This is a genomic window from Herbidospora sp. RD11066 (assembly GCF_054661255.1).
The window spans coordinates 511,309-528,922 of the sequence record NZ_BAAGDO010000002.1; the positions used below are offsets into that span (position 1 = coordinate 511,309).

Below are 17,614 nucleotides of genomic sequence, written 5' to 3' on the forward strand. Positions count from 1 at the left end.
CCGGATCGTGTGATCACCGATGCGCCGGTCAGGCGGTGAAAGTTTCGCGTCCCGGCGGCATACGCGCAGATCGGCGAGCGGGCACGCGCCCAATGATTGCCCCGGGCGCGGACGGCGTTTTCCATGGGGACGAGCCGGTAGCCCCGTCCCGCCCGGGAGCGTGTGATGCCCAAGCACCTGTCCTCGGCACTTTCCGTCATCCTGTGCGCCGTGATCGCCGCCACGGCGCTCGTCGTGACCCAGCCCGCCGCCGCTGGTACAGGCGGGTTCGACTTCTCCCGGGCACAGGTCGCCGCGGTGGGGCTGCGGGTGCCGTGGGGTTTGGCCTTCCTCCCCGACGGCAGCGCCCTCGTCTCCGAACGCGACACCGCGATCATCGCGCGGGTGCGTCCCGGCACCTCGCCCGTGTACGCGGCGACGGTCCCGAACGTGTACCCCACAGGCGAGGGGGGCCTGCTCGGCATCGCGATCTCTCCCACGTACGCGCAGGACCAATGGGTGTACGCGTACATCAGCTCCGCCTCCGACAACCGGGTGATCCGGTTCCGGCTCGGCACGCCGCAGATCCAGCAGGTGATCGTCCCCGGCATCCCCCGGGGCCAGTACCGCAACGGCGGGCGCATCGCGTTCGGCCCCGACGGCATGCTCTACGTGGCCACAGGCGACGCCGGCTACCCCGCGAACGCCCAGAGCTCGAACCTCGCCGGCAAGATCCTCCGCATCACCCGCGACGGCGCGGTCCCCACGGACAACCCGTTCTCCGGCTCACCGGTCTACAGCTACGGCCACAGCAACGTTCAGGGGCTCGCCTGGGACGAGGCCGGTCGGCTCTACGCCACGGAGTTCGGCCAGAACCTCACAGACGAGATCAACCACATCCGGCCAGGACACAACTACGGCTGGCCTGCCTGCGAGGGCGTGTGCAGCAGCCCGAGCTTCACCAACCCCATCGCGACCTGGATCGGCACCGAGGCGTCCCCCAGCGGCCTGGCGTACGCCAACAACACGCTCTTCGCCGCGGCCCTCGCCGGAAAGCGCTTGTGGACGGTGCCGGTCAGCGGCGGCAACAGGGTGGGCACGCCGGTGGCCGAGCTGGAGGGAATGCTGGGCCGGCTGCGCACCGTGACGGTCGGCCCGGACGGCTGGCTCTGGGTGACCACGAGCAACCGCGACGGCAGGGGAACACCGGGCCCCGGCGACGACCTGATCATCCGCATCCCGCCCGTCGGCCCCTCCGGCCCGTCGCCCTCACCCTCCGGCCCGGGGACCTCCCCTTCGGCGAGCCCGTCACCGGGCGGCCCCGACCCATGCCCTTCCCCTTCGTCCAGCCCTTCACCATCACCGAGCCCCTCACCGTCACCTAGTCCGTCGCCGTCTCCCAGCCCATCGCCCAGCCCATCGCCATGCCCCTCACCGTCCCCTAGTCCATCGCCATCACCGTCACCCAGCCCGTCACCCAGCCATTCGCCGAGCCCTTCGCCGAGCCCCTCGCCCAGTCCGTCGCCCAGTCCGTCGCCGTCCGCGGGTACGCGCTCCTGCGAAGCGACGGTCCGGTTCTTTCTCCAGTGGTCGACGGCCTCCTGGGGCGAACTGACGGTGCGCAACACGGGAACGTTGCCCATCACCTCGTGGACCGTCAGTTTCAAGGTTCCCAACGGGCTGACCTACCTTCAGCTGGGCGGCTACAACCCGCCAGGAGCGACCGTGACCTTCACCCAGAGCAGCGGACTGCCGCCGGGCGGTTCGGTGACGATCCCGTTCGCGGTCGGCTGGGCCGGTGGAAATGTCACGACTCCGTCGCCCATCACCTGCACGGCCAGATAGCGTCGCGGCTTCCGTGAGCGCCGACGACCTAGGGTCCAGGGCGGGAAAGACCAGGGTCCACAGGCCCTCACGTCACTCCCACACTGGGCTCATGCGCTTACGTTCGAGGTTGTCCCGCGCGCTCGTCGCGGTCACCGTGGCCGCCGCGGTGACGCTGGCCCCGGCCGGGCCGGCGTCCGCCGGGATCTGGCAGCTCACCGATGGGTTCGAGCCCAGTACGAACCCGGAGTCCCGGTGGTCGTGGGAGGCGGAGGGCTTCTGCGGGGGGCCCAACTACACCAGCACCCTGTGGACGCCGCGTACCGGGACGGGGGTCGCCAACTTCAAGGTCTCCTACGTCCCCGACTGGTGTGCGATCGGGCGGACCATCCGGCTCACGCCCGTGGTGACCCATCCGGGGAGCACGTGCACCGCGGGCGTCTGGGCCCGGCTGAACGACCAGAGACCCCAGCTGAACGTCGAGGTGATCAACCCGTCCACGTGGACGTACCTCGCGTTGAAGAAGGTGACCTCTTCGGGGTCGTGGACCTTCCACTCGGTGAGCTGGACCGCGCAGCGTCCCGACGTGGTGGTGCGGTTCGCCCTGGTGGCCAGAAGCAACGGGCCCTACTTCGCCGAGGTCGCACTGGACGACGTCGTCGTGCAGTGCGCGTACTAGTCGGCGAACTCGTAACGCAGGCCGGTGGCCTGCTCCGACAGGTGCCAGAGCGCGGCGGCGGTGGTGTCGTCCGTCGCCGCGGGCGGCAGGGAGACGGGGCCGGGGGCGCCGCGGAGTTCCCAGCGTCCCGTGGGGGCGAAGAAGTCGCCGGGTTTCACGTCGGGGCGGGTGGCGGCGTACAGGGTCGGGAGGACGGCCTGTTCGGGGGTGTGGCCGATGAAGCGCTCTATGGCGAAGTCGGCGATGATCCGGAGCAGGCGGGAGGTGTGGCGCTGGATTTCGGTCATGCTGGTGCCCGGGTGGACGGCGATGGCGGCGAGGCCCGTTCCCGCGGCGCGCCGGGCCAGTTCCCGGGTGAAGATCACGTTGGCGAGCTTCGATTTGGCGTAGGCGCGCATGGGGGCGTAGTCGCGCTCGCTCTGCGGGTCGTCGAAGGTGATGCCCCTGAGCCGGGCCGCCATCGCGCTGACGGTGACGACCCGTGATCGGGCGGGGCGCAGGAGCGCGGGCAGGAGACGTCCGGTGAGCGCGAAGTGCCCGAGGTGGTTGGTGCCGAAGGTCAGCTCGAAACCGTCTGCGGTGAGGCGCCGCTCGGGGACGGCCATGACGCCGGCGTTGTTGACGAGCAGGTCGAGCGGCTCGCCGCCGGACACGAGGGTCCGCGCGGCCTCGGCGATCGAGGTGAGGTCGGCCAGGTCCAGGCGGAGCGCGCGGGTCCGGGCGAAGGGGATGTCGCGGGTGATCGTCTCGCGGGCCGTCTCGATCTTGGCGAGGTCGCGACCGGCGAGCCAGACCGTGGCCCCGGCGCGGGCCAGGGCGAGCGAGGTCTGGTAGCCGATGCCGCTGTTGGCACCGGTGACCAGCGCGAACCTGCCCACCTGGGACGGCACGTCGAACGCGGCCATAGTGATCCTTCCCTATTTCGTACCGCCGGTCTCTTCGGCTGCCAGAACCGTAAAGTACCGACGGTCTGATGTCAAAGGGCCGGTGGTCTGTAATATCGGGGGGTGACGTTCCAGCGCGCCCGCAGTGAGGAGCAGCGGACCATCCGGCGACAGGTGATCCTGGACACGGCCGTGGCGATGCTCGGGGAGATGCCGGTCGGCGAGGTCAGCCTCAACGAACTGAGCCGCCGGGTGGGCCTGGCCAAGTCCAACGTCCTGCGCTATTTCGAGTCCCGCGAGGCGGTTCTGCTCGAACTGCTCGACCGCGCCTGGAAGCAGTGGACCATCGACCTGTCGGCGCAGCTCGCCGCGGGTGTCGACCGGTCGGCGCCGGTGGAGGTGCGCGGCGAGCAGTTCGCCGCCGTGCTCGCCGCCTCCGTGATCGGACGCGAGATCCTCTGCGACCTGTTCAGCGCTCAGGCCGGCGTCCTGGAGCACAACGTCTCACCGCAGGTGGCCGCCCGCTACAAGCACGCGGCCCTCGCCAACGTCGGTGACCTCGCGGCGCTGACCCGCCTCCACCTGCCCGAACTGGAAGTCGGAGCCGACCGGCTGTGCGCGGCGATGATCATGTCGATCGGCGCGATCTGGACCCACTCCCGGCCGTCGCAGGCGGTGCTCGCCGCCTACGAGGCCGACCCGTCGCTCGCCGCGATGCGCATGGACCTCCCCGCCGACCTGCGGGAACTCCTGGCCACGCTGGTGGCGGGCATGCTCACCCGCCGACGAATCACTGCCGCGGACGGATGACGAGGACCTGCGCCGCCTCCTGCCCCGTGTTGGTGAGCGACCGGAACGTCCCGGCGGCGACGTGGACGGTGTCACCGGCGGACAGGTGATGTTCGGCGTTCTGCAGCGTGAGGTTCAGGTCGCCGGAGAGCACGACGTACACGGTGTCGACGGCGACCTTCGCCCACGCGGCCGTTCCGCCGACGTGGTAGGTCGATCGGACCACCGCCCACGGGCAGGCGTCGTCGTCGAGCCCGAGAACCTGGACCGGCGAGACGTCGAAGTGCAGGGGCGGATCGATCGCACGACCGGAGCCGGCCCTGCGGACGGTGACATCCGCCATCACGTTTCCTCCCGAGTGCATGATTCCAAGAGTTCGACCACGTGCACGTAGTTCCGGCCGGTGGCGCGGGACATACCGATCTCGCACGTCCGGTTCGTGGAGACGTACACCTCCGCATCCAGAAAATTGGCCGCTTCCGCCTCTCGCCGAGAGGCGGAAGCGGTCAGTTCCGGGAAGAGCAGGCCGCGGTCACCGGCGAACCCACAGCAGCGCCATTCGTCGGGGACGGTCACCTCGTCGGCGACGAGGGAGCAGAGGTCGAGGAGCGTCGGGTCGAGGCCCAGTCGCGTCGAGGAGCAGGTCGGATGGACGACCATCGACCGGAACCGGCGGTCGATCTTCAAGCGCGGCACCAGGACGTCACGAGTGAACTGGAGGACGTCGACCACCGGAGCGTCTCCGAGGACGCGCTTCAGCCCCTCGGTGCACGACGTCGCGTCGACAACAATCGGCTTGTCCCGGTCGTTCAGCACGTGCTGCAGACGAGCGGTCATCGACTCGTGCCCGGACGTCAGTCCCTTCGACGACCAAGGGGTGGCGCAGCACAGGGAGTCGATCTTCGAGGGGGTGTCGAGGATGACTCCGGCACGCTCACACAGAGCCCGGAACGCATTACTGACGCCCTCCGCAGGCCCGAAGATCGAGTTGGTGCAGCTCGGGAAGAAGACGGCGTCGGCCTCACCCGCCGCCCGTCCCGTACGACGACTGCGCCCACCGCGCGGCAGGTCAGGCGACCACAGAGGCACGTTGGCAGCGCCGAACGCCCTCCGGGCGACCCGGTTCACGGCCAGGAGCGCCGACCTCGGCAGCCGGGTCGAGACGCTCAGCGCGACGCGGGCGAGGGTCACGAACCCCCGCCAGTGGCGGGCCGCCAAACGCCAGAAAAGCGAGGTCGCCCTGCCCGCGTCCTGCGCGCGCAGCTCTTTGACGAGGTCACCCGTGTTGATGCCGACGGGGCAGGCGACGCCGCACATCCCGTCGACCGCGCAGGTGTCGACCAGCTGATAGCGCGCCAGGGCGCGGTCGCCTCGGGAGAGGTCGCGGTGCAGGGCGATCCGCTGGCGAGGGGTGACCGTGAGGTCCTGGCTCGGGCAGACGGGCTCGCAGAACCCGCAGTCGACGCACTTTCCGACGATGGGGTCCGCGTCGGCGCTCGGCTTGATGCTGCGGAGGTGGATCCCGGGATCGTCGCCGACGATGATCCCCGGGTTGAGGACGCGGGCCGGGTCGAAGAGATGCTTCACGGTACGCATGGCCTCGTAGAGTCCCGGGCCGTACTGGCGCTCGACGAACGGGGTCATCATGCGGCCGGTGCCGTGTTCGGCTTTGAGGGTGCCGCCCAGCGAGAGCACCAGGTCCACCAGCTCTTCGGTGAACCGCTCGTAGCGTCGCGGTACGCCGTCCGAGAACGACTCGTTCAGCATGAAGTGCAGGTTGCCGTCCTTGGCGTGGCCGAAGACGACGCTGTCCTGGTAACCGTGGGTCGCGAACAGATCCTGCAGCGCCGAACAGGCGGTTCCGAGCCGGTCCATGGGCACGGCGATGTCTTCGAGCAACGCGGTCGTTCCCTGGGCGCGCGCGCCGGCCACCGTCGCGTAGAGGTCCTTTCGCATCTTCCAGAGCGCCGCACGCTCCGCGCCACCCACCAGCGGTATTCCGAGATGGCGCAGCTCGTCCTCGCTGTCGGCGCCGTACTCGACGAGGAGCGCGGCGTGCCTCACGACGTCGAGGTCCCGGACGACGCCGGGAACCGCGGGGAAGGTCTGGGCGACCGCCAGCGACCGCGCGTCCATGAGCTCCACGGCGCTCGGGCCCGACTCCACCAGGCGAGGCAGGAGCGCGACCGCTTCGTCCAGGTCGTCGAGGAGCAGGAGGCCGGTCGCGAGGTGCGGCTTGACCTTGACCGTCCGGAAGGTCGCCCTGGCCACGAAGCCGAGCGTGCCCTCGCTGCCGACCAGGAGGTGGAGCAGGATGTCGAGCACGCTGTCGTGGTCGACGAAGGAGTTGAGGCCGTACCCCATCGTGTTCTTGATCGCGAAAGCCCGGGTGATCTGGTCCACGGTCGCGGGGTCGGAGCGCAGACCGTCGCGGAGCGCGCAGAGGCCCGTGTACAGGCCCGGTTCGAGGTCGTGCAGCCGATCGAGGGCGCCTTCCGCGGCGGTGTCGATGATCGTGCCGCTCGGCAGGACGACGATCGCGCTCTCGATCGTCGCGTAGGCGTTCTGGGTCGTTCCGCACGTCATGCCGCTGGCGTTGTTGGCGATGACGCCGCCGATCGTGCAGGCGATCTCGCTCGCCGGATCGGGCCCGAGCCGCCTGCCGTGGCGGGCCAGCCGTGCGTTGACCTGCCTGAGGGTGGCTCCCGGTTCGACGGTCACGCGCGCGCCCTCGTCGTGGACCTCGATCTTCCTGAAGTGCCGCCGGGTGTCGAGCAGCACCTGGTCGGTGGAGGCCTGGCCGCTGAGGCTCGTGCCGCCCGACCGGAAGGTGACGGCCGCCCCGTGCCGGCCGCTCAGTCTCAGCGCGTCGGCCACCTGCTGGGCGGTCTCCGGGCGCGCGACCAGGCGCGGCCGGAGCAGATAGTGCGAGGCGTCCCGCGCGATCGCGATCCGCTCCACCGCGCCGGTGGTGGCGCCGGCGATCCCGGCAGCCAGCATCTCGTCCCGGAGGGCTTTCATGATCGGTACTTTGACGCCGGGCGCCAGACCTCGGCGGGCAGGCCGATTCGGTTCTCGAGCCGCCCGAGCCGGTCGACGTCGAGGCGGACCCGGCTTCCCGGCTTCAGCCGTTTCCCGATCTCGAGCCCGGAGCCGCCGTTGCAGGTACCCGTACCGAGGACCGCGCCGGGCGGGACCACCTCGCCGGAACTGGCCCAGGCCACGATCTCCGCGAGGTCCCAGATCATCTCGCCGCTGTTCGCGTCGGTCCACTCCTCGCCGTCGACGACGGCACGCATGCGCAGGCCGGACTCGGGGATCTCGTCGAGCGTCGCGATCCACGGTCCGATCGCGGTGGCGAAGTGCTTCCCCTTGGACGGCCCCAGAAGCGCGGCCATCTCCTCTCGCTGGATGTCGCGTGCGCTGAAGTCGTTCAGGATCGTCACTCCGGCCACGCAGTCGAGCGCCGTGTCGGGCCGGACGTCCCGTGCGGTCCGCGCGAGGACGATGCCGAGTTCGAGTTCGATGTCGAGTTCGTCGGTGTAACCCGGGCAGGGAATCGTGTCGCCGGGGCCGAACACGGCGGAGGCGTTCCCCATGTAGGAGATCGGGAAGTCGTACAGGACCCGCGGGACTTCCTTGCCTTGCCACTTGTAGCCCGAGGAGAAATGCTCCTCGAAGACCATGAAGTCACGGAAGTAGGCGGGGTCGACGGGACAGCCCAGAACCGGATCGGCCACGAGGCCGTCGCCCGATGTGCTCTCCAGGGCGTGCCGCGCGCTGTCCCAGAAAGCGTCCCCGAGTTCCAGCGCGGCGGTCATGCTCGCCGGCACGGCCGCCGCGGCGAGTTGCGCCGCGGCGGTGGCCGTCGCACCGCCGCGCTCCAGACGGAGGCGGGCCACCGTCCGGACGTCGCTCCAGAGACCGGATCCGGGATCGCTGGAGACGATGATCCGATGGTCCGGCCCGTCCGGAGCCGCCACCTTCCTGCGTGCGAGGTACATCAGCGTGCGTATTCGGGGAGGTCGTCCTGGGGGACGGGGAAAGCGCCGTCGATGAGCTCGACCCGGTTCCCGTCGGGATCGCCGAAGAAGGCGACCAGCACCTCCGGGCGGCCACCCGGGTGGAACGGCGGACCCTCCGGCCGGATCCCCATCCCTTCGAGCCGGGCGACGGCGCCGTGCAGGTCGGTGACGGTGAAGGCGAAGTGCCCGCTCCCGGTGGCGGTCGACCAGTTCGGGTCGGCCTCCTCCTTGACGGACAGCTCGACGACCGAGGAGTCACCCGGCGACCCGAGGTAGATCGTGTGCATTCCCGGCATCCGCATGCAGCCGACGACGTCGATCCCCAGCGCCCGGTAGAAGCGCAGGCTGGCGGCCGGATCTTGGGGACGGATGTTCACATGGTGGAAGTTCGCCATGATCGCCTTCTCGTTCGGAAAACTCAATGGGGTGTGTCGGCGACGCGCCTGGCGATCTCGTGGAACACGCCGGTCGAGGTCAGCCCGCCGTCGACGGTGAAGTCCTCTCCGGTGATGAACCCGGCCGCGTCGCTGGCGAGGAACATCACGAGCTCCTGGACGTCGATCGGATATCCCGTGCGCGCCAGCGGGGTCAGGCTGATGACCGCCTCGGGGAACGCCGTGTCCCCGGGGACGATCGGGGTCTCGATGAGACCCGGGTTGACCGCGTTCACCCGCACGCCGAACCGCGCGAACTCGAGCGCCGCCGTCTTGGTGAGACCACGGAGCGCCCACTTGCTCGCCGAGTAGGCCGACGTGTGGTGTCCGGTCAGGCCGGCCATCGAGGCGATGTTCACGATCGCCCCGCCGTTCGCCTTCATCAACGGGACCAGGTGCTTCATCCCGAGGAACGGTCCCGTGACGTTGATCGCCATGACCCGGTTCCAGTCGTCGACCGAGGTCGCCTCGATCCCGTGCCGGAAGGCGACCCCGGCGTTGTTGACCAGCACGTCCAGGCGGCCGTGGTCCTGCTCGATCCGGCGCGCGAGCGCGGCCCACTGATCGACGTTGGTGACGTCGAGATGCGCGAACCACGCCCGCTCGCCCAGCGAGGCGACGACGTCATTCCCGAGGTCGTCGAGCACGTCCACGATCACCACGGTCGCCCCTTCGGCGTGGAAGGCCCGCGCCTCGGCTTCGCCCTGGCCGCGTGCCGCTCCCGTGATGAGGACAACCTTGCCGGTGAATCTGGACATCGTCTCTACCTCACTTAGTGTGTTCAGTCGGCTTGCTTGACATTAGTGATGTCGAAGTCGGCTTCCTTCGCCATGGGCCAGTAGTCGTGGCACGCCCACGATTCGAGGCCCTGGCCGAAGGTGAGCTCCTTGGTGAACAGCTCACGCCACGGCTGGATGAGGAGCGACCGCGTGACGCGCCGCTGGATGCGGTTGCGGGCCATGAAGATCGTCCGCGCGATCTCCCAGGCGCGGTCGAGCAGTTCGGCGTGCGGCACGACCTCGCTCACCAGACCGAGCTGCAGAGCCTCCTGCGCGCCGATCTCCTGGCCGGTGAGCAGGAAGTACTTGCCCCGGTTGTGTCCCAGCAGCTCACGGAAGAGCGTGTGGACGCCGTCGCCGGGGACGATGCCCATGCCCGTGTAGTGGGTGTCGCGGAAGCTGGCCGTGTCGGAGGCGATGACGATGTCGTTCAGCAGGGCGAGCTCGGCGTGGATCAGCAACGGGCCGTTGACCGCGGCGATGACCGGGATCTCCAGGTTGAGCAGCGAGAACGGCTCTTTGGTCTGGTCGAAGTAGAAGACGTCGTAGCCGTGGCGGTGCTCGAAGGGCTCACGGAAGCCGTTGCGGTCCCAGGACGACTCGTCGAAGGAGGCAAGGAAGCTGTCGCCCGTCCCCGTGAGGATGATGCACTCGTTCTCGGGGTCGTGGTGGATGTCGGCGAAGGCGGGAATGAACGCGCGGTGCAGTTCGAGGTCCCACTGGGCCTCCTTGCCGTCCGTGTGCATCGCGACTTCGAGAATCCCGTTCTCGCGCTTGAACTTGAAATAGTCCGACCAGCGCTCGGCGTAGTCGTCGAGGTGGGTGCGGTACATCGAGGTGCGGCTGTGCGGCATGTCGGCTCCTTAGGGGTTGTTGGGGGAATCGTCGTCGGCCCGGCGCAAAGAACCGCGAAATCGGGTCACGGCCGGAGATTGACCAGGAGCCGTCGCGTGGACGCGGCGGGGGTGGCGGCGATCTCGGCGAGGACCTTCGCGCACTCGCGGTACAGGCGGATGACGCGATCACCGTGGCCGATCGCCGCCGCCGCCCTCATCCGGAGCTGCCAGGCCTCCTCCCGGAACGGATCGTCACGGAGCACCTCGCCCGCGACCTCGTCGCACAGCGCGTACTGCGCGGCGTCGAAGGCGGCCTCGGAGCACGCCTGCCGGAGATCGAGCACCAGCGTCTCCCACTCGCGCCGGCGGGAGGCGACCCATGGGGAGCGGCCCAGCGGCAGGTACTCGCCCGGAGGTAGCGCGTCGAGCACCCGCCGCGCCTCGGCCAGCCGCGCGTCGCCGCCCAGCGTCGCCAGGCGGACGGCCTGGGCCGTGAACTGGGCGAAGTCTCCGGTGATCTCTCCGGCCCAGGAGATCTCGTCCTTTCCGCTGGTCAGGAGGTCGCCCAGGGAGCCGAGGCTCGTCCGGGTCTTGCTGATCGTGGTTCGCAGGTAGGAGTAGGCCGACGGGCTGTTGCGGCTCGGGAAGAGCGCGGTGACCACGGCGTCCTTGCGCGCGTGCCCGTCATGTCCGGCCAGGAAGGCCATGAGTTCCACGCACTTGACGAGCGGCAGCTCGTAGTGGCGGCTCCCGACCCGGAGGGCCGGGCGGCCGAACTCCACGACGTGGAGGGCGTCCGCGTCGACGACGCCCGCCGGTCGCGAACCGGACAGGAGAGCACGTCCCATCGCGCGCCAGGGACCGTGCGGCGACTCCTCGACGGTGAGGCGCCGGGACAGCACCTCCGGGAACTCGCGCAGGACCTGGAGCAGTTCGTGCCGGGTGCCGGTGGCGTCCGCCGTCCGCATCGCCAGCGCGGCCGCGTCGTCCGCGGCGGCGTCGTTGCCGCAGCGCCACTCGGCCTCGGCCAGGTAGACGGCGGCGCGGGGCAGGAACAGCAGGCGGTCCCAGCGCTGCATCAGCGCCACGGCCTCGCGGAGCAGCGTGACCGCTCGTTGACGCCGGTTCTCGATCAGGGCGATGAGACCGCGCCACAGGAGGAGCTGTTCGACGATGCGGACCCGCCGGCCGGAGGTCGGCTCGTGTTCCACGGCGTTCAACGCCGCGTCCGCGAGAGACGTGTTCCGTCCGTAGCGGAGCGCGAGACGCGCCTCGGTGAGGAACTCGAACATCCGGAAGAGGTCGGCCTCGGAACGGTGGAGGTCCTGGCGCCCTTCCAGCAGCAGCGCCCAGGCGTCCGCCGGTCTGCCCCGTTCCGCCGCGAACTCGCTCCTCAGCCGGATCGGGGTCCACCCGCGGGGGTGCCGGCCGGGTTCGTGGAGCCGGGCCTCGTCCAGCCGCCCCGATCCGACCAGCGCGCCGAACCGGGTGACCTCGATCGCCGCGCTGGTCTCACCCAGATGGATGACCCGGTCGAACCGGCCGTGGGCCAGGTCGACCCGGGCGAGCATCGCGTCGAACGGGGTGCCCGACTCGGCCGGACGGTCGCGGTAGTGCGTGGGGTCGTCGACGAGCTCCACCCCGATCGCGAACCGCATCACGTCGGTCGGGGGCGAGGAACCGGCGCGGTCGAGCAGGTCCACCGCCTCGTCGATCCTTCCCACGGCGAACAGGCACCAGGACATCGAGGCGACGACGTCCGGCGGGAGTTCCGTCACCTGGGAGACCTCCGCGAGGAGCAGGTCGGCGCAGGCCGCTCCGACTCCGAACTCCTCCCGATCGAGGGCGACCCTCAGCCGAGCGGCCAGCACTACTTCACCAGCACTCCCCCGTCGACCGGCAAGGCGACGCCCGTGATGTAGCGCGCCTCGTCGGAGACGAGGAAGAGGACCGCGTTGCTCACATCGATCGACTCGACCCACGGGATCGGGTAGAGGATGGTGTCGCCGGACGCGACGGCGAAGTCCTCACGTGTGGGGTGTTCGAGATGGGGGCTGAACAGCTTCCACATGTCCTCGTTCTGGACCATGTCGGTGTCGACCTGGGTCGGGTTCACCGTGTTCACCCGGATGTGGTGCTGCGCCAGCTCCTGGGCCATGGTCTTCATCAGGCCGACCACACCGTGCTTGGCCGCGACGTAGTGGCCGACACCCGGGTAGGACCGGATTCCGGCGACCGACGACGTGAGCACGATGGCGCCACCGTCACCCTGCTCGATCATCTGGGGGATCACGGCCTTGGCCGTGCGCCAGACACCCGACAGGTTGATGTCGATGAGCTCGTCCCAATGGGTGTCCGGGAGTTCGTGCACCCCGAACCCGAAGGAGTTCACGCCGGCGTTCGCGATCACGATGTCGATGCGGCCGAAGGCGGCGACACCCGCCGCGACCGCAGCCTGGAGGGACTCGAAGTCACGGACGTCCGCCACCGCGGTGACGATCCGGCCGCCCTTCGCCTCGACCAGGCGCACGGTCTCGTCCATGTCGGCCTGGGTCGCCATCGGGTAGCGAATGGTGGCCATGTCGACGAGTGCGTCGACCGCGATGATGTCGGCGCCCTCCTCGGCCAGGCGCACGGCGTGACTGCGGCCCTGCCCTCGGGCCGCTCCGGTGATGAAGGCGACCTTGCCTTCCACACGTCCACTCATGATCTTTCTCCTTGCTTGAGCCTCTATTTGATGAGGACGCCCGCGTCGATGGGCAGCGCCACTCCGGTGATGTAGCGGGATTCCTCCGAGGCCAGGAACAGGACGGCGTTGCTGACGTCGACCGGGTCGAGCCACGGGATCGGAAGCGTGTGCATCGCCTGGGAGATCGGCGCGAACTCGGCCCTGCCCGGGTTCTCCAGGTCGGGGCAGAAGAGTTCGTACATCGGCCCGTTCATGATCATCGGGGTGTCGACCTGGGTCGGGTTGACGCTGTTGACGCGGATGTGGTGCTCCGCGAGCTCCTGGGCCAGCGTCTTCATCAGGCCGTTGACGCCGAATTTGGCCGCCGTGTAGTGGGCGATGTGCGGGTAGCCCTTCAACCCCGCGGCGGAGCTGGTCAGGACGATCGATCCGCCCCGGCCACCGGCGATGATCAACGGGACCGCGGCCTTCACCGAGTGCCAGACACCCTTGAGGTCGACGTCCAGGACGGTGGTCCACTGCTCCTCGGTGAGCTCGTGCACCGCGCCCGGAGAGTTGACTCCCGCGTTGGCGGACACGATGTCGAGCCGCCCGAAGTATCCGGCCCCCGCCGAGACGGCGGCGTCGAGCGCCGCGAAGTCCCTGACGTCGGCTTCGAACGTGATCACTTCGCCCCCGGCGGCCCTGACGGCGGCGGCGGTCTCTTCCAGCTCCTCGCGCGTGCCGAGCGGGTAGGGCACCACGGGGATGTCCCGGCAGGCGTCGACCGCGATGATCGCCGCCCCCTCCTCGGCCAGCCGGACGGCGTGACTACGACCCTGGCCGCGCGCGGCGCCGGTGATGAGCGCGACCCTGCCCGCCAGGCGGCCCGGCGTCATTTGATCACCCCGTAGCGGCGGCGGTCGATGGTCAGGGCCACCGCGGCGATCACGACGACACCCTTCACGATCAGCTGGGTGTAGGGGCCGACGGACGTGATGTCCATGCCCGAACTGAGCAGCACGATCACCAGAGCGCCGAGCAGCGTGCGGTGCGGCCCGCCCACTCCCCCGGACAGAGCGGTGCCGCCGACGACGATCGCGGCGATCGAGTTGAGCAGGCTCGGGTCGGCGCCCAGGGGCACGCCCACGCTCGCCTGGCCGGTGAAGATGATCCCGGCGACCGCCGCGAAGCCCCCGGAGAGGGCGAAGACCGCGATCTTGACGCTCCGGACCCGCACCCCGCTGAGCGCCGCCGCGCGCTCGTTGCCGCCGACCGCGTAGACATGGCGGCCGAACGAGGTCGCGAAGGCGGCACCCGTCGCGAGCGCCACCAGCAGGAACGCGATCAGCGCGCCGTTCGGGATGTTCGGGATCGTCGAGTCGTTGATCAGGCTCTGCAGGACGCCCGACTGGAAGGAGACCGGCCCGCCGTCGGAGATGGTGTTCGAGAGCCCGTTGAGGATCGACATCACCCCGAGGGTCACCAGGAACGACGGCACCCTGAGCCGGGTCGTGACGAGCCCGTTCAGCAGGCCGACCGCCATGCCGATGAGGATCACCAGCGGAATCGCCAGCAGCCCGCCCATGGTGTCGATCCAGCTCGCGATCAGGATGCCCGCCAGGGTGGCGTTGGCGGCGACGGAGAGATCGATGCCGCCGATCAGGATCACGAACGTCCCGGCCAGGGACAACACCGAGAGGAACGCGGTCTGACGAAGGATGTTCTGCGCGGATCCGGCAGAGATGAATTCGGGTGCCTGTGATTGGAAGTACACGACGACCACCACGACGGCGACGAGGGGGACCGCGATGTTCCGGTATCGCTCAAGGAGATCCCGGACGCCGACACCTCTTATTACTGCACTCAATTCTTCCTCACATCATGAGCTGGACGAGGTCCAGTTCAGTGGGTTTCGCATGGACGGGTGACGGCACCTCGGCGCTGACGACGCCGTCACGCAGGATCAGGATCCGGTCGGACATGCCGATGAGTTCCTCGAGCGACTCGCCGCAGAGCAGGATCGCGATCCCCCGGTTCGCGGCCTCGCGGACCAGGCCGTAGATCTCCTCACGGGTGCCGACGTCGATCCCTCGGGTCGGGTCGTTGAGGATCATGACGGTGGTGTCGCGGTCGTACCACCGCGCGAACACCGCCTTCTGCTGGTTGCCGCCGCTCAGTTCCCCGATCGGGGCCGACAGGGACGACGTCTTGATCTGGAGCCGGTCACGCAGTTCGGCGGCACGCGTGCGTTCCGCGCGCAGCCGGAGGACCCGCAGGAAGGGCACCCGCAACAGGTCGAGGATGCCGATGGTGATGTTCTCGCGGACCGAACTGACCGGGAAGACGGAGTCGTGCGCGCGCTCAGGGGGGACGTACACGACACCCGCGGCCACGGCCCGCGGCACCGACCAGCGCCGGCGCGTTCGCCCGGCCACCTTCAGCTCGCCCGAGGTCAGCCGCAACTCACCCGCGGCCGCGGCGGCCACCGACGACTTGCCCGATCCGATCACCCCGGCGAGGCCGACGATCTCGCCCGGCCGCAGCCGGAGGTCGACCCCGGCGAACTCACCCTCCACTCCGGCACCGCTGAGTTCGAGCACGGGGTCCGCGTCGCGGGCCCCCGCCTGCTCTTTCTCGTGGTAGTAGTCCGAGCTGCGCTCCGCCCCGACCATCAACGCGTGCAGGCGGTCGGGCGAGATGCCCTCGTTGGCGAGGGTCTCGACCGTCCTTCCGTCCCGGAGGACGAGGAGACGGGTGCTGATCCGCAGGACGTCCTGGAGGATGTGGGAGACGAAGATGAACGACACCCGGTCCTGCCACCGCTTGATCAGGTCGAAGAGGATCTCGACCTCGTGCTCCGTGAGTGAGCTCGTCGGCTCGTCCAGAAGGATCATCGGCGCGGTGGCGCTCGCGTCCGCCTGTGAGAAGGCCTTGGCGATCTCCACCAGCTGCCGTTGCGGATAGGTGAGGTTGGCGACGACGTCGTTGGCGTCGACGCCGCCGATGTGCAGGTCCAGGAGGAGCTTCTCCGCCTCGGCCCGCAGACGCCGCCGGGCGAGCGGGCCGCCACCGCCGACCTCACGCTCGCGTCCGAGAAAGATGTTCTCGAACACGCGCAGGGAGTCGACCAGCGCCTGCTCCTGTACGAGGACGGAGATCCCCAGAGCGCGGAGCGCCCGGGGGTCGCCGACCGGCGCCGGTTCGCCCCGCACGGTCATCTCCCCCGAGTCGGGACGGACGGTGCCGCTGAGCACGCCGATCAGGGTCGACTTGCCGGCGCCGTTCTCGCCGATGAGGCCGAGGACCTCTCCGGGACGCACCTCGAGAGACACGTCCCGGAGCGCGTGAACCACTCCGTAGCGCTTGGACACGCCGCGGATGACCACGCTCGGCTGGGGCTCGTTCACACCAACGCGTCCTTGAAGGCCATGAGCGGGCCCGACTTGAAGGCGTCCTTGTACTTGGCCGTCGCGTCGGCGAAGTCGACCTTCTCCCAGGCCGGGTTCAGCCGGTAGTCCTCCTGCGGGAAGCCTTCGAAGTAGGGCTTCGGGTCGATCGGGGTCAGCAGCGTCTGCGGGTCCCAGCTGTCCGGGTTGAGCGCGCGGCTCATCTTCGCCCAGTCGAACGGCAGCTCCTTCTTGTACACGGAGCTGAGCACCTGGGACGCGTTCTCGGGGTCGACCATCACCGCGCCCTGCGCCAGGAAGCGCTCCGGCAGGGTGAACTCGATGCCGTTGAGGGCGTCGAAGACCGCGATGCCGAGAAGGCCCGCGGTCAGCCCGCCGACCGTGGCGCTGGTCAGCAGCTGCTTGCCGTCGGCGATGTACTCGACGTTCTGCTGGTTGCCGTCGAAGCCGGTGACGACCTTGCCGGTGATCTTCTGGGCGTCGAGCGCCGCGATCACGCCCGCCGCCTCGGAATCATTCTGGGCGAAGACCCCGACGAAGTCCTTCACCTTGGGCAGGACGTTGTTGAAGGCGTTGCGCGCGTCCTCGGCGACCCAGTTGCCGGGCGAGGTCGTGACGATCTCGATGCCCGGGTAGTCGGCGAGCGCCTTCTGGAGGCCGGCCGTGCGCTGGACGTCCGACGACGCGCCCTTCTGGCCGGGGACGTGGATGATGGTGCCCGAACCGCCGACCTTCTCGAACAGGGCCCGCGCGGTCGCTTCGGCGATCTTGGTCGACTGGGGCGTGATGAACTGGACCCAGGCGTCGGAGTCGGCGGGGGTGTACCAGGCGGGCGCCGTGTAGGCGTTGGCCCACAGGATGCCGCCCGACTCGCAGGCCTTCGTCACCGCCGCGGCCTCGGCCTCGGAGGCGGCGATACCGAAGATCGACTTTCCGCTGACCGCCCGAACGTTGCCGATCTGGCTCAGGGCGGTGTTGACGTTCGCCTGGTCCTCCAGCACGTCCATGCTGACGCCGAGGCCCTGCATGGCCTGCTTCGCTCCGTCGGCGAAGGCCACGAAGTAGTCGTTCGTCAGGGTCGTCACCAGACACCAGGACTTGTCGCGCTTGACCCCCGGGCTACCGGGACCGGCCGCCGCCGGCTTCGGGTCCGCGCCGCCGCACGCGGCCACGCTGACGGCGATGCCGGCCGCGCCCGCGGCCGCCAGGAAGGCGCGCCGTGACACCGGACTGGGGAAATACGCGTTCTGAGCTACGTCCACGATTCGGGACTCGAGAGAAGGCATGACTTTCGTCCTTCCTTACTG

Annotated in this window: 16 protein-coding genes; 3 read left to right on the forward strand and 13 right to left on the reverse strand. The window is 69.5% G+C overall.

Annotation, left to right across the window (positions count from 1 at the left end; genetic code table 11):
* Positions 1-165 precede the first annotated feature (165 nt).
* Positions 166-1,824 (forward strand): PQQ-dependent sugar dehydrogenase, encoded by a 1,659-nt coding sequence (locus ACYQ78_RS08905; protein WP_459800256.1) that lies wholly within the window; start codon positions 166-168, stop codon positions 1,822-1,824.
* A gap of 91 nt (positions 1,825-1,915) precedes the next feature.
* A complete protein-coding gene (locus ACYQ78_RS08910; protein ID WP_459800257.1) occupies positions 1,916-2,482 on the forward strand; it encodes a hypothetical protein in 567 nt (188 codons plus the stop codon).
* Here ACYQ78_RS08910 and ACYQ78_RS08915 read toward each other — a convergent pair.
* Complete coding sequence (locus tag ACYQ78_RS08915; protein ID WP_459800258.1) at positions 2,479-3,387, reverse strand: oxidoreductase; 909 nt, start codon at positions 3,385-3,387, stop codon at positions 2,479-2,481. The genes ACYQ78_RS08910 and ACYQ78_RS08915 overlap by 4 nt on opposite strands.
* A gap of 102 nt (positions 3,388-3,489) precedes the next feature.
* Here ACYQ78_RS08915 and ACYQ78_RS08920 point away from each other — a divergent pair, with 102 nt between their 5' ends.
* Positions 3,490-4,176 (forward strand): TetR family transcriptional regulator, encoded by a 687-nt coding sequence (locus ACYQ78_RS08920; RefSeq protein WP_459800259.1) that lies wholly within the window; start codon positions 3,490-3,492, stop codon positions 4,174-4,176.
* Here ACYQ78_RS08920 and ACYQ78_RS08925 read toward each other — a convergent pair.
* From ACYQ78_RS08925 to ACYQ78_RS08980, 12 genes are all read right to left on the reverse strand, one after another.
* Complete coding sequence (locus tag ACYQ78_RS08925) at positions 4,157-4,498, reverse strand: cupin domain-containing protein (RefSeq protein ID WP_459800260.1); 342 nt, start codon at positions 4,496-4,498, stop codon at positions 4,157-4,159. The two genes, ACYQ78_RS08920 and ACYQ78_RS08925, sit on opposite strands and share 20 nt — an antisense overlap.
* Entirely contained in the window at positions 4,498-7,176 is a 2,679-nt protein-coding gene (locus ACYQ78_RS08930) for an FAD-binding and (Fe-S)-binding domain-containing protein (protein WP_459800261.1), read from the reverse strand. The genes ACYQ78_RS08925 and ACYQ78_RS08930 overlap by 1 nt, the downstream gene beginning before the upstream one ends.
* Positions 7,173-8,159 (reverse strand): fumarylacetoacetate hydrolase family protein, encoded by a 987-nt coding sequence (locus ACYQ78_RS08935; RefSeq protein WP_459800262.1) that lies wholly within the window; start codon positions 8,157-8,159, stop codon positions 7,173-7,175. The genes ACYQ78_RS08930 and ACYQ78_RS08935 overlap by 4 nt, the downstream gene beginning before the upstream one ends.
* Positions 8,159-8,575, reverse strand: coding sequence for a VOC family protein (locus ACYQ78_RS08940; protein WP_459800263.1), 417 nt, complete (start codon positions 8,573-8,575; stop codon positions 8,159-8,161). The genes ACYQ78_RS08935 and ACYQ78_RS08940 overlap by 1 nt, the downstream gene beginning before the upstream one ends.
* Before the next feature lie 23 nt (positions 8,576-8,598).
* Positions 8,599-9,372, reverse strand: a complete 774-nt coding sequence (locus ACYQ78_RS08945) for an SDR family NAD(P)-dependent oxidoreductase (protein ID WP_459800264.1) — start codon at positions 9,370-9,372, stop codon at positions 8,599-8,601.
* Between the two features lie 23 nt (positions 9,373-9,395).
* Entirely contained in the window at positions 9,396-10,247 is an 852-nt protein-coding gene (locus ACYQ78_RS08950) for an enoyl-CoA hydratase/isomerase family protein (protein ID WP_459800265.1), read from the reverse strand.
* A 65-nt stretch (positions 10,248-10,312) separates the two neighbouring features.
* Positions 10,313-12,100 (reverse strand): AfsR/SARP family transcriptional regulator, encoded by a 1,788-nt coding sequence (locus ACYQ78_RS08955; protein ID WP_459800266.1) that lies wholly within the window; start codon positions 12,098-12,100, stop codon positions 10,313-10,315.
* On the reverse strand, positions 12,100-12,936 hold the full coding sequence (locus ACYQ78_RS08960; RefSeq protein ID WP_459800267.1) for a mycofactocin-coupled SDR family oxidoreductase: 837 nt from the start codon (positions 12,934-12,936) through the stop codon (positions 12,100-12,102). The genes ACYQ78_RS08955 and ACYQ78_RS08960 overlap by 1 nt, the downstream gene beginning before the upstream one ends.
* Positions 12,937-12,959: 23 nt before the next feature.
* Positions 12,960-13,796, reverse strand: a complete 837-nt coding sequence (locus ACYQ78_RS08965; protein ID WP_459800268.1) for a mycofactocin-coupled SDR family oxidoreductase — start codon at positions 13,794-13,796, stop codon at positions 12,960-12,962.
* On the reverse strand, positions 13,793-14,767 hold the full coding sequence (locus ACYQ78_RS08970; protein WP_459800269.1) for an ABC transporter permease: 975 nt from the start codon (positions 14,765-14,767) through the stop codon (positions 13,793-13,795). The genes ACYQ78_RS08965 and ACYQ78_RS08970 overlap by 4 nt, the downstream gene beginning before the upstream one ends.
* Before the next feature lie 7 nt (positions 14,768-14,774).
* Positions 14,775-16,307: a sugar ABC transporter ATP-binding protein gene (locus ACYQ78_RS08975; protein ID WP_459800270.1), complete on the reverse strand. Its 1,533-nt coding sequence runs from the start codon at positions 16,305-16,307 to the stop codon at positions 14,775-14,777.
* Entirely contained in the window at positions 16,304-17,569 is a 1,266-nt protein-coding gene (locus ACYQ78_RS08980) for a sugar ABC transporter substrate-binding protein (RefSeq protein ID WP_459800271.1), read from the reverse strand. The genes ACYQ78_RS08975 and ACYQ78_RS08980 overlap by 4 nt, the downstream gene beginning before the upstream one ends.
* Positions 17,570-17,614: the final 45 nt, after the last annotated feature.

Excerpts from the sequence above, each read along its gene's own strand:
- ACYQ78_RS08905 (WP_459800256.1), top strand. The coding sequence starts at position 166 with ATGCCCAAGCACCTGTCCTCGGCACTTTCCGTCATCCTGTGCGCCGTG.
- ACYQ78_RS08910 (WP_459800257.1), top strand. The coding sequence starts at position 1,916 with ATGCGCTTACGTTCGAGGTTGTCCCGCGCGCTCGTCGCGGTCACCGTG.
- ACYQ78_RS08915 (WP_459800258.1), bottom strand. The coding sequence starts at position 3,387 with ATGGCCGCGTTCGACGTGCCGTCCCAGGTGGGCAGGTTCGCGCTGGTC.
- ACYQ78_RS08925 (WP_459800260.1), bottom strand. The coding sequence starts at position 4,498 with ATGGCGGATGTCACCGTCCGCAGGGCCGGCTCCGGTCGTGCGATCGAT.
- ACYQ78_RS08930 (WP_459800261.1), bottom strand. The coding sequence starts at position 7,176 with ATGAAAGCCCTCCGGGACGAGATGCTGGCTGCCGGGATCGCCGGCGCC.
- ACYQ78_RS08935 (WP_459800262.1), bottom strand. The coding sequence starts at position 8,159 with ATGTACCTCGCACGCAGGAAGGTGGCGGCTCCGGACGGGCCGGACCAT.
- ACYQ78_RS08940 (WP_459800263.1), bottom strand. The coding sequence starts at position 8,575 with ATGGCGAACTTCCACCATGTGAACATCCGTCCCCAAGATCCGGCCGCC.
- ACYQ78_RS08945 (WP_459800264.1), bottom strand. The coding sequence starts at position 9,372 with ATGTCCAGATTCACCGGCAAGGTTGTCCTCATCACGGGAGCGGCACGC.
- ACYQ78_RS08950 (WP_459800265.1), bottom strand. The coding sequence starts at position 10,247 with ATGCCGCACAGCCGCACCTCGATGTACCGCACCCACCTCGACGACTAC.
- ACYQ78_RS08960 (WP_459800267.1), bottom strand. The coding sequence starts at position 12,936 with ATGAGTGGACGTGTGGAAGGCAAGGTCGCCTTCATCACCGGAGCGGCC.
- ACYQ78_RS08965 (WP_459800268.1), bottom strand. The coding sequence starts at position 13,796 with ATGACGCCGGGCCGCCTGGCGGGCAGGGTCGCGCTCATCACCGGCGCC.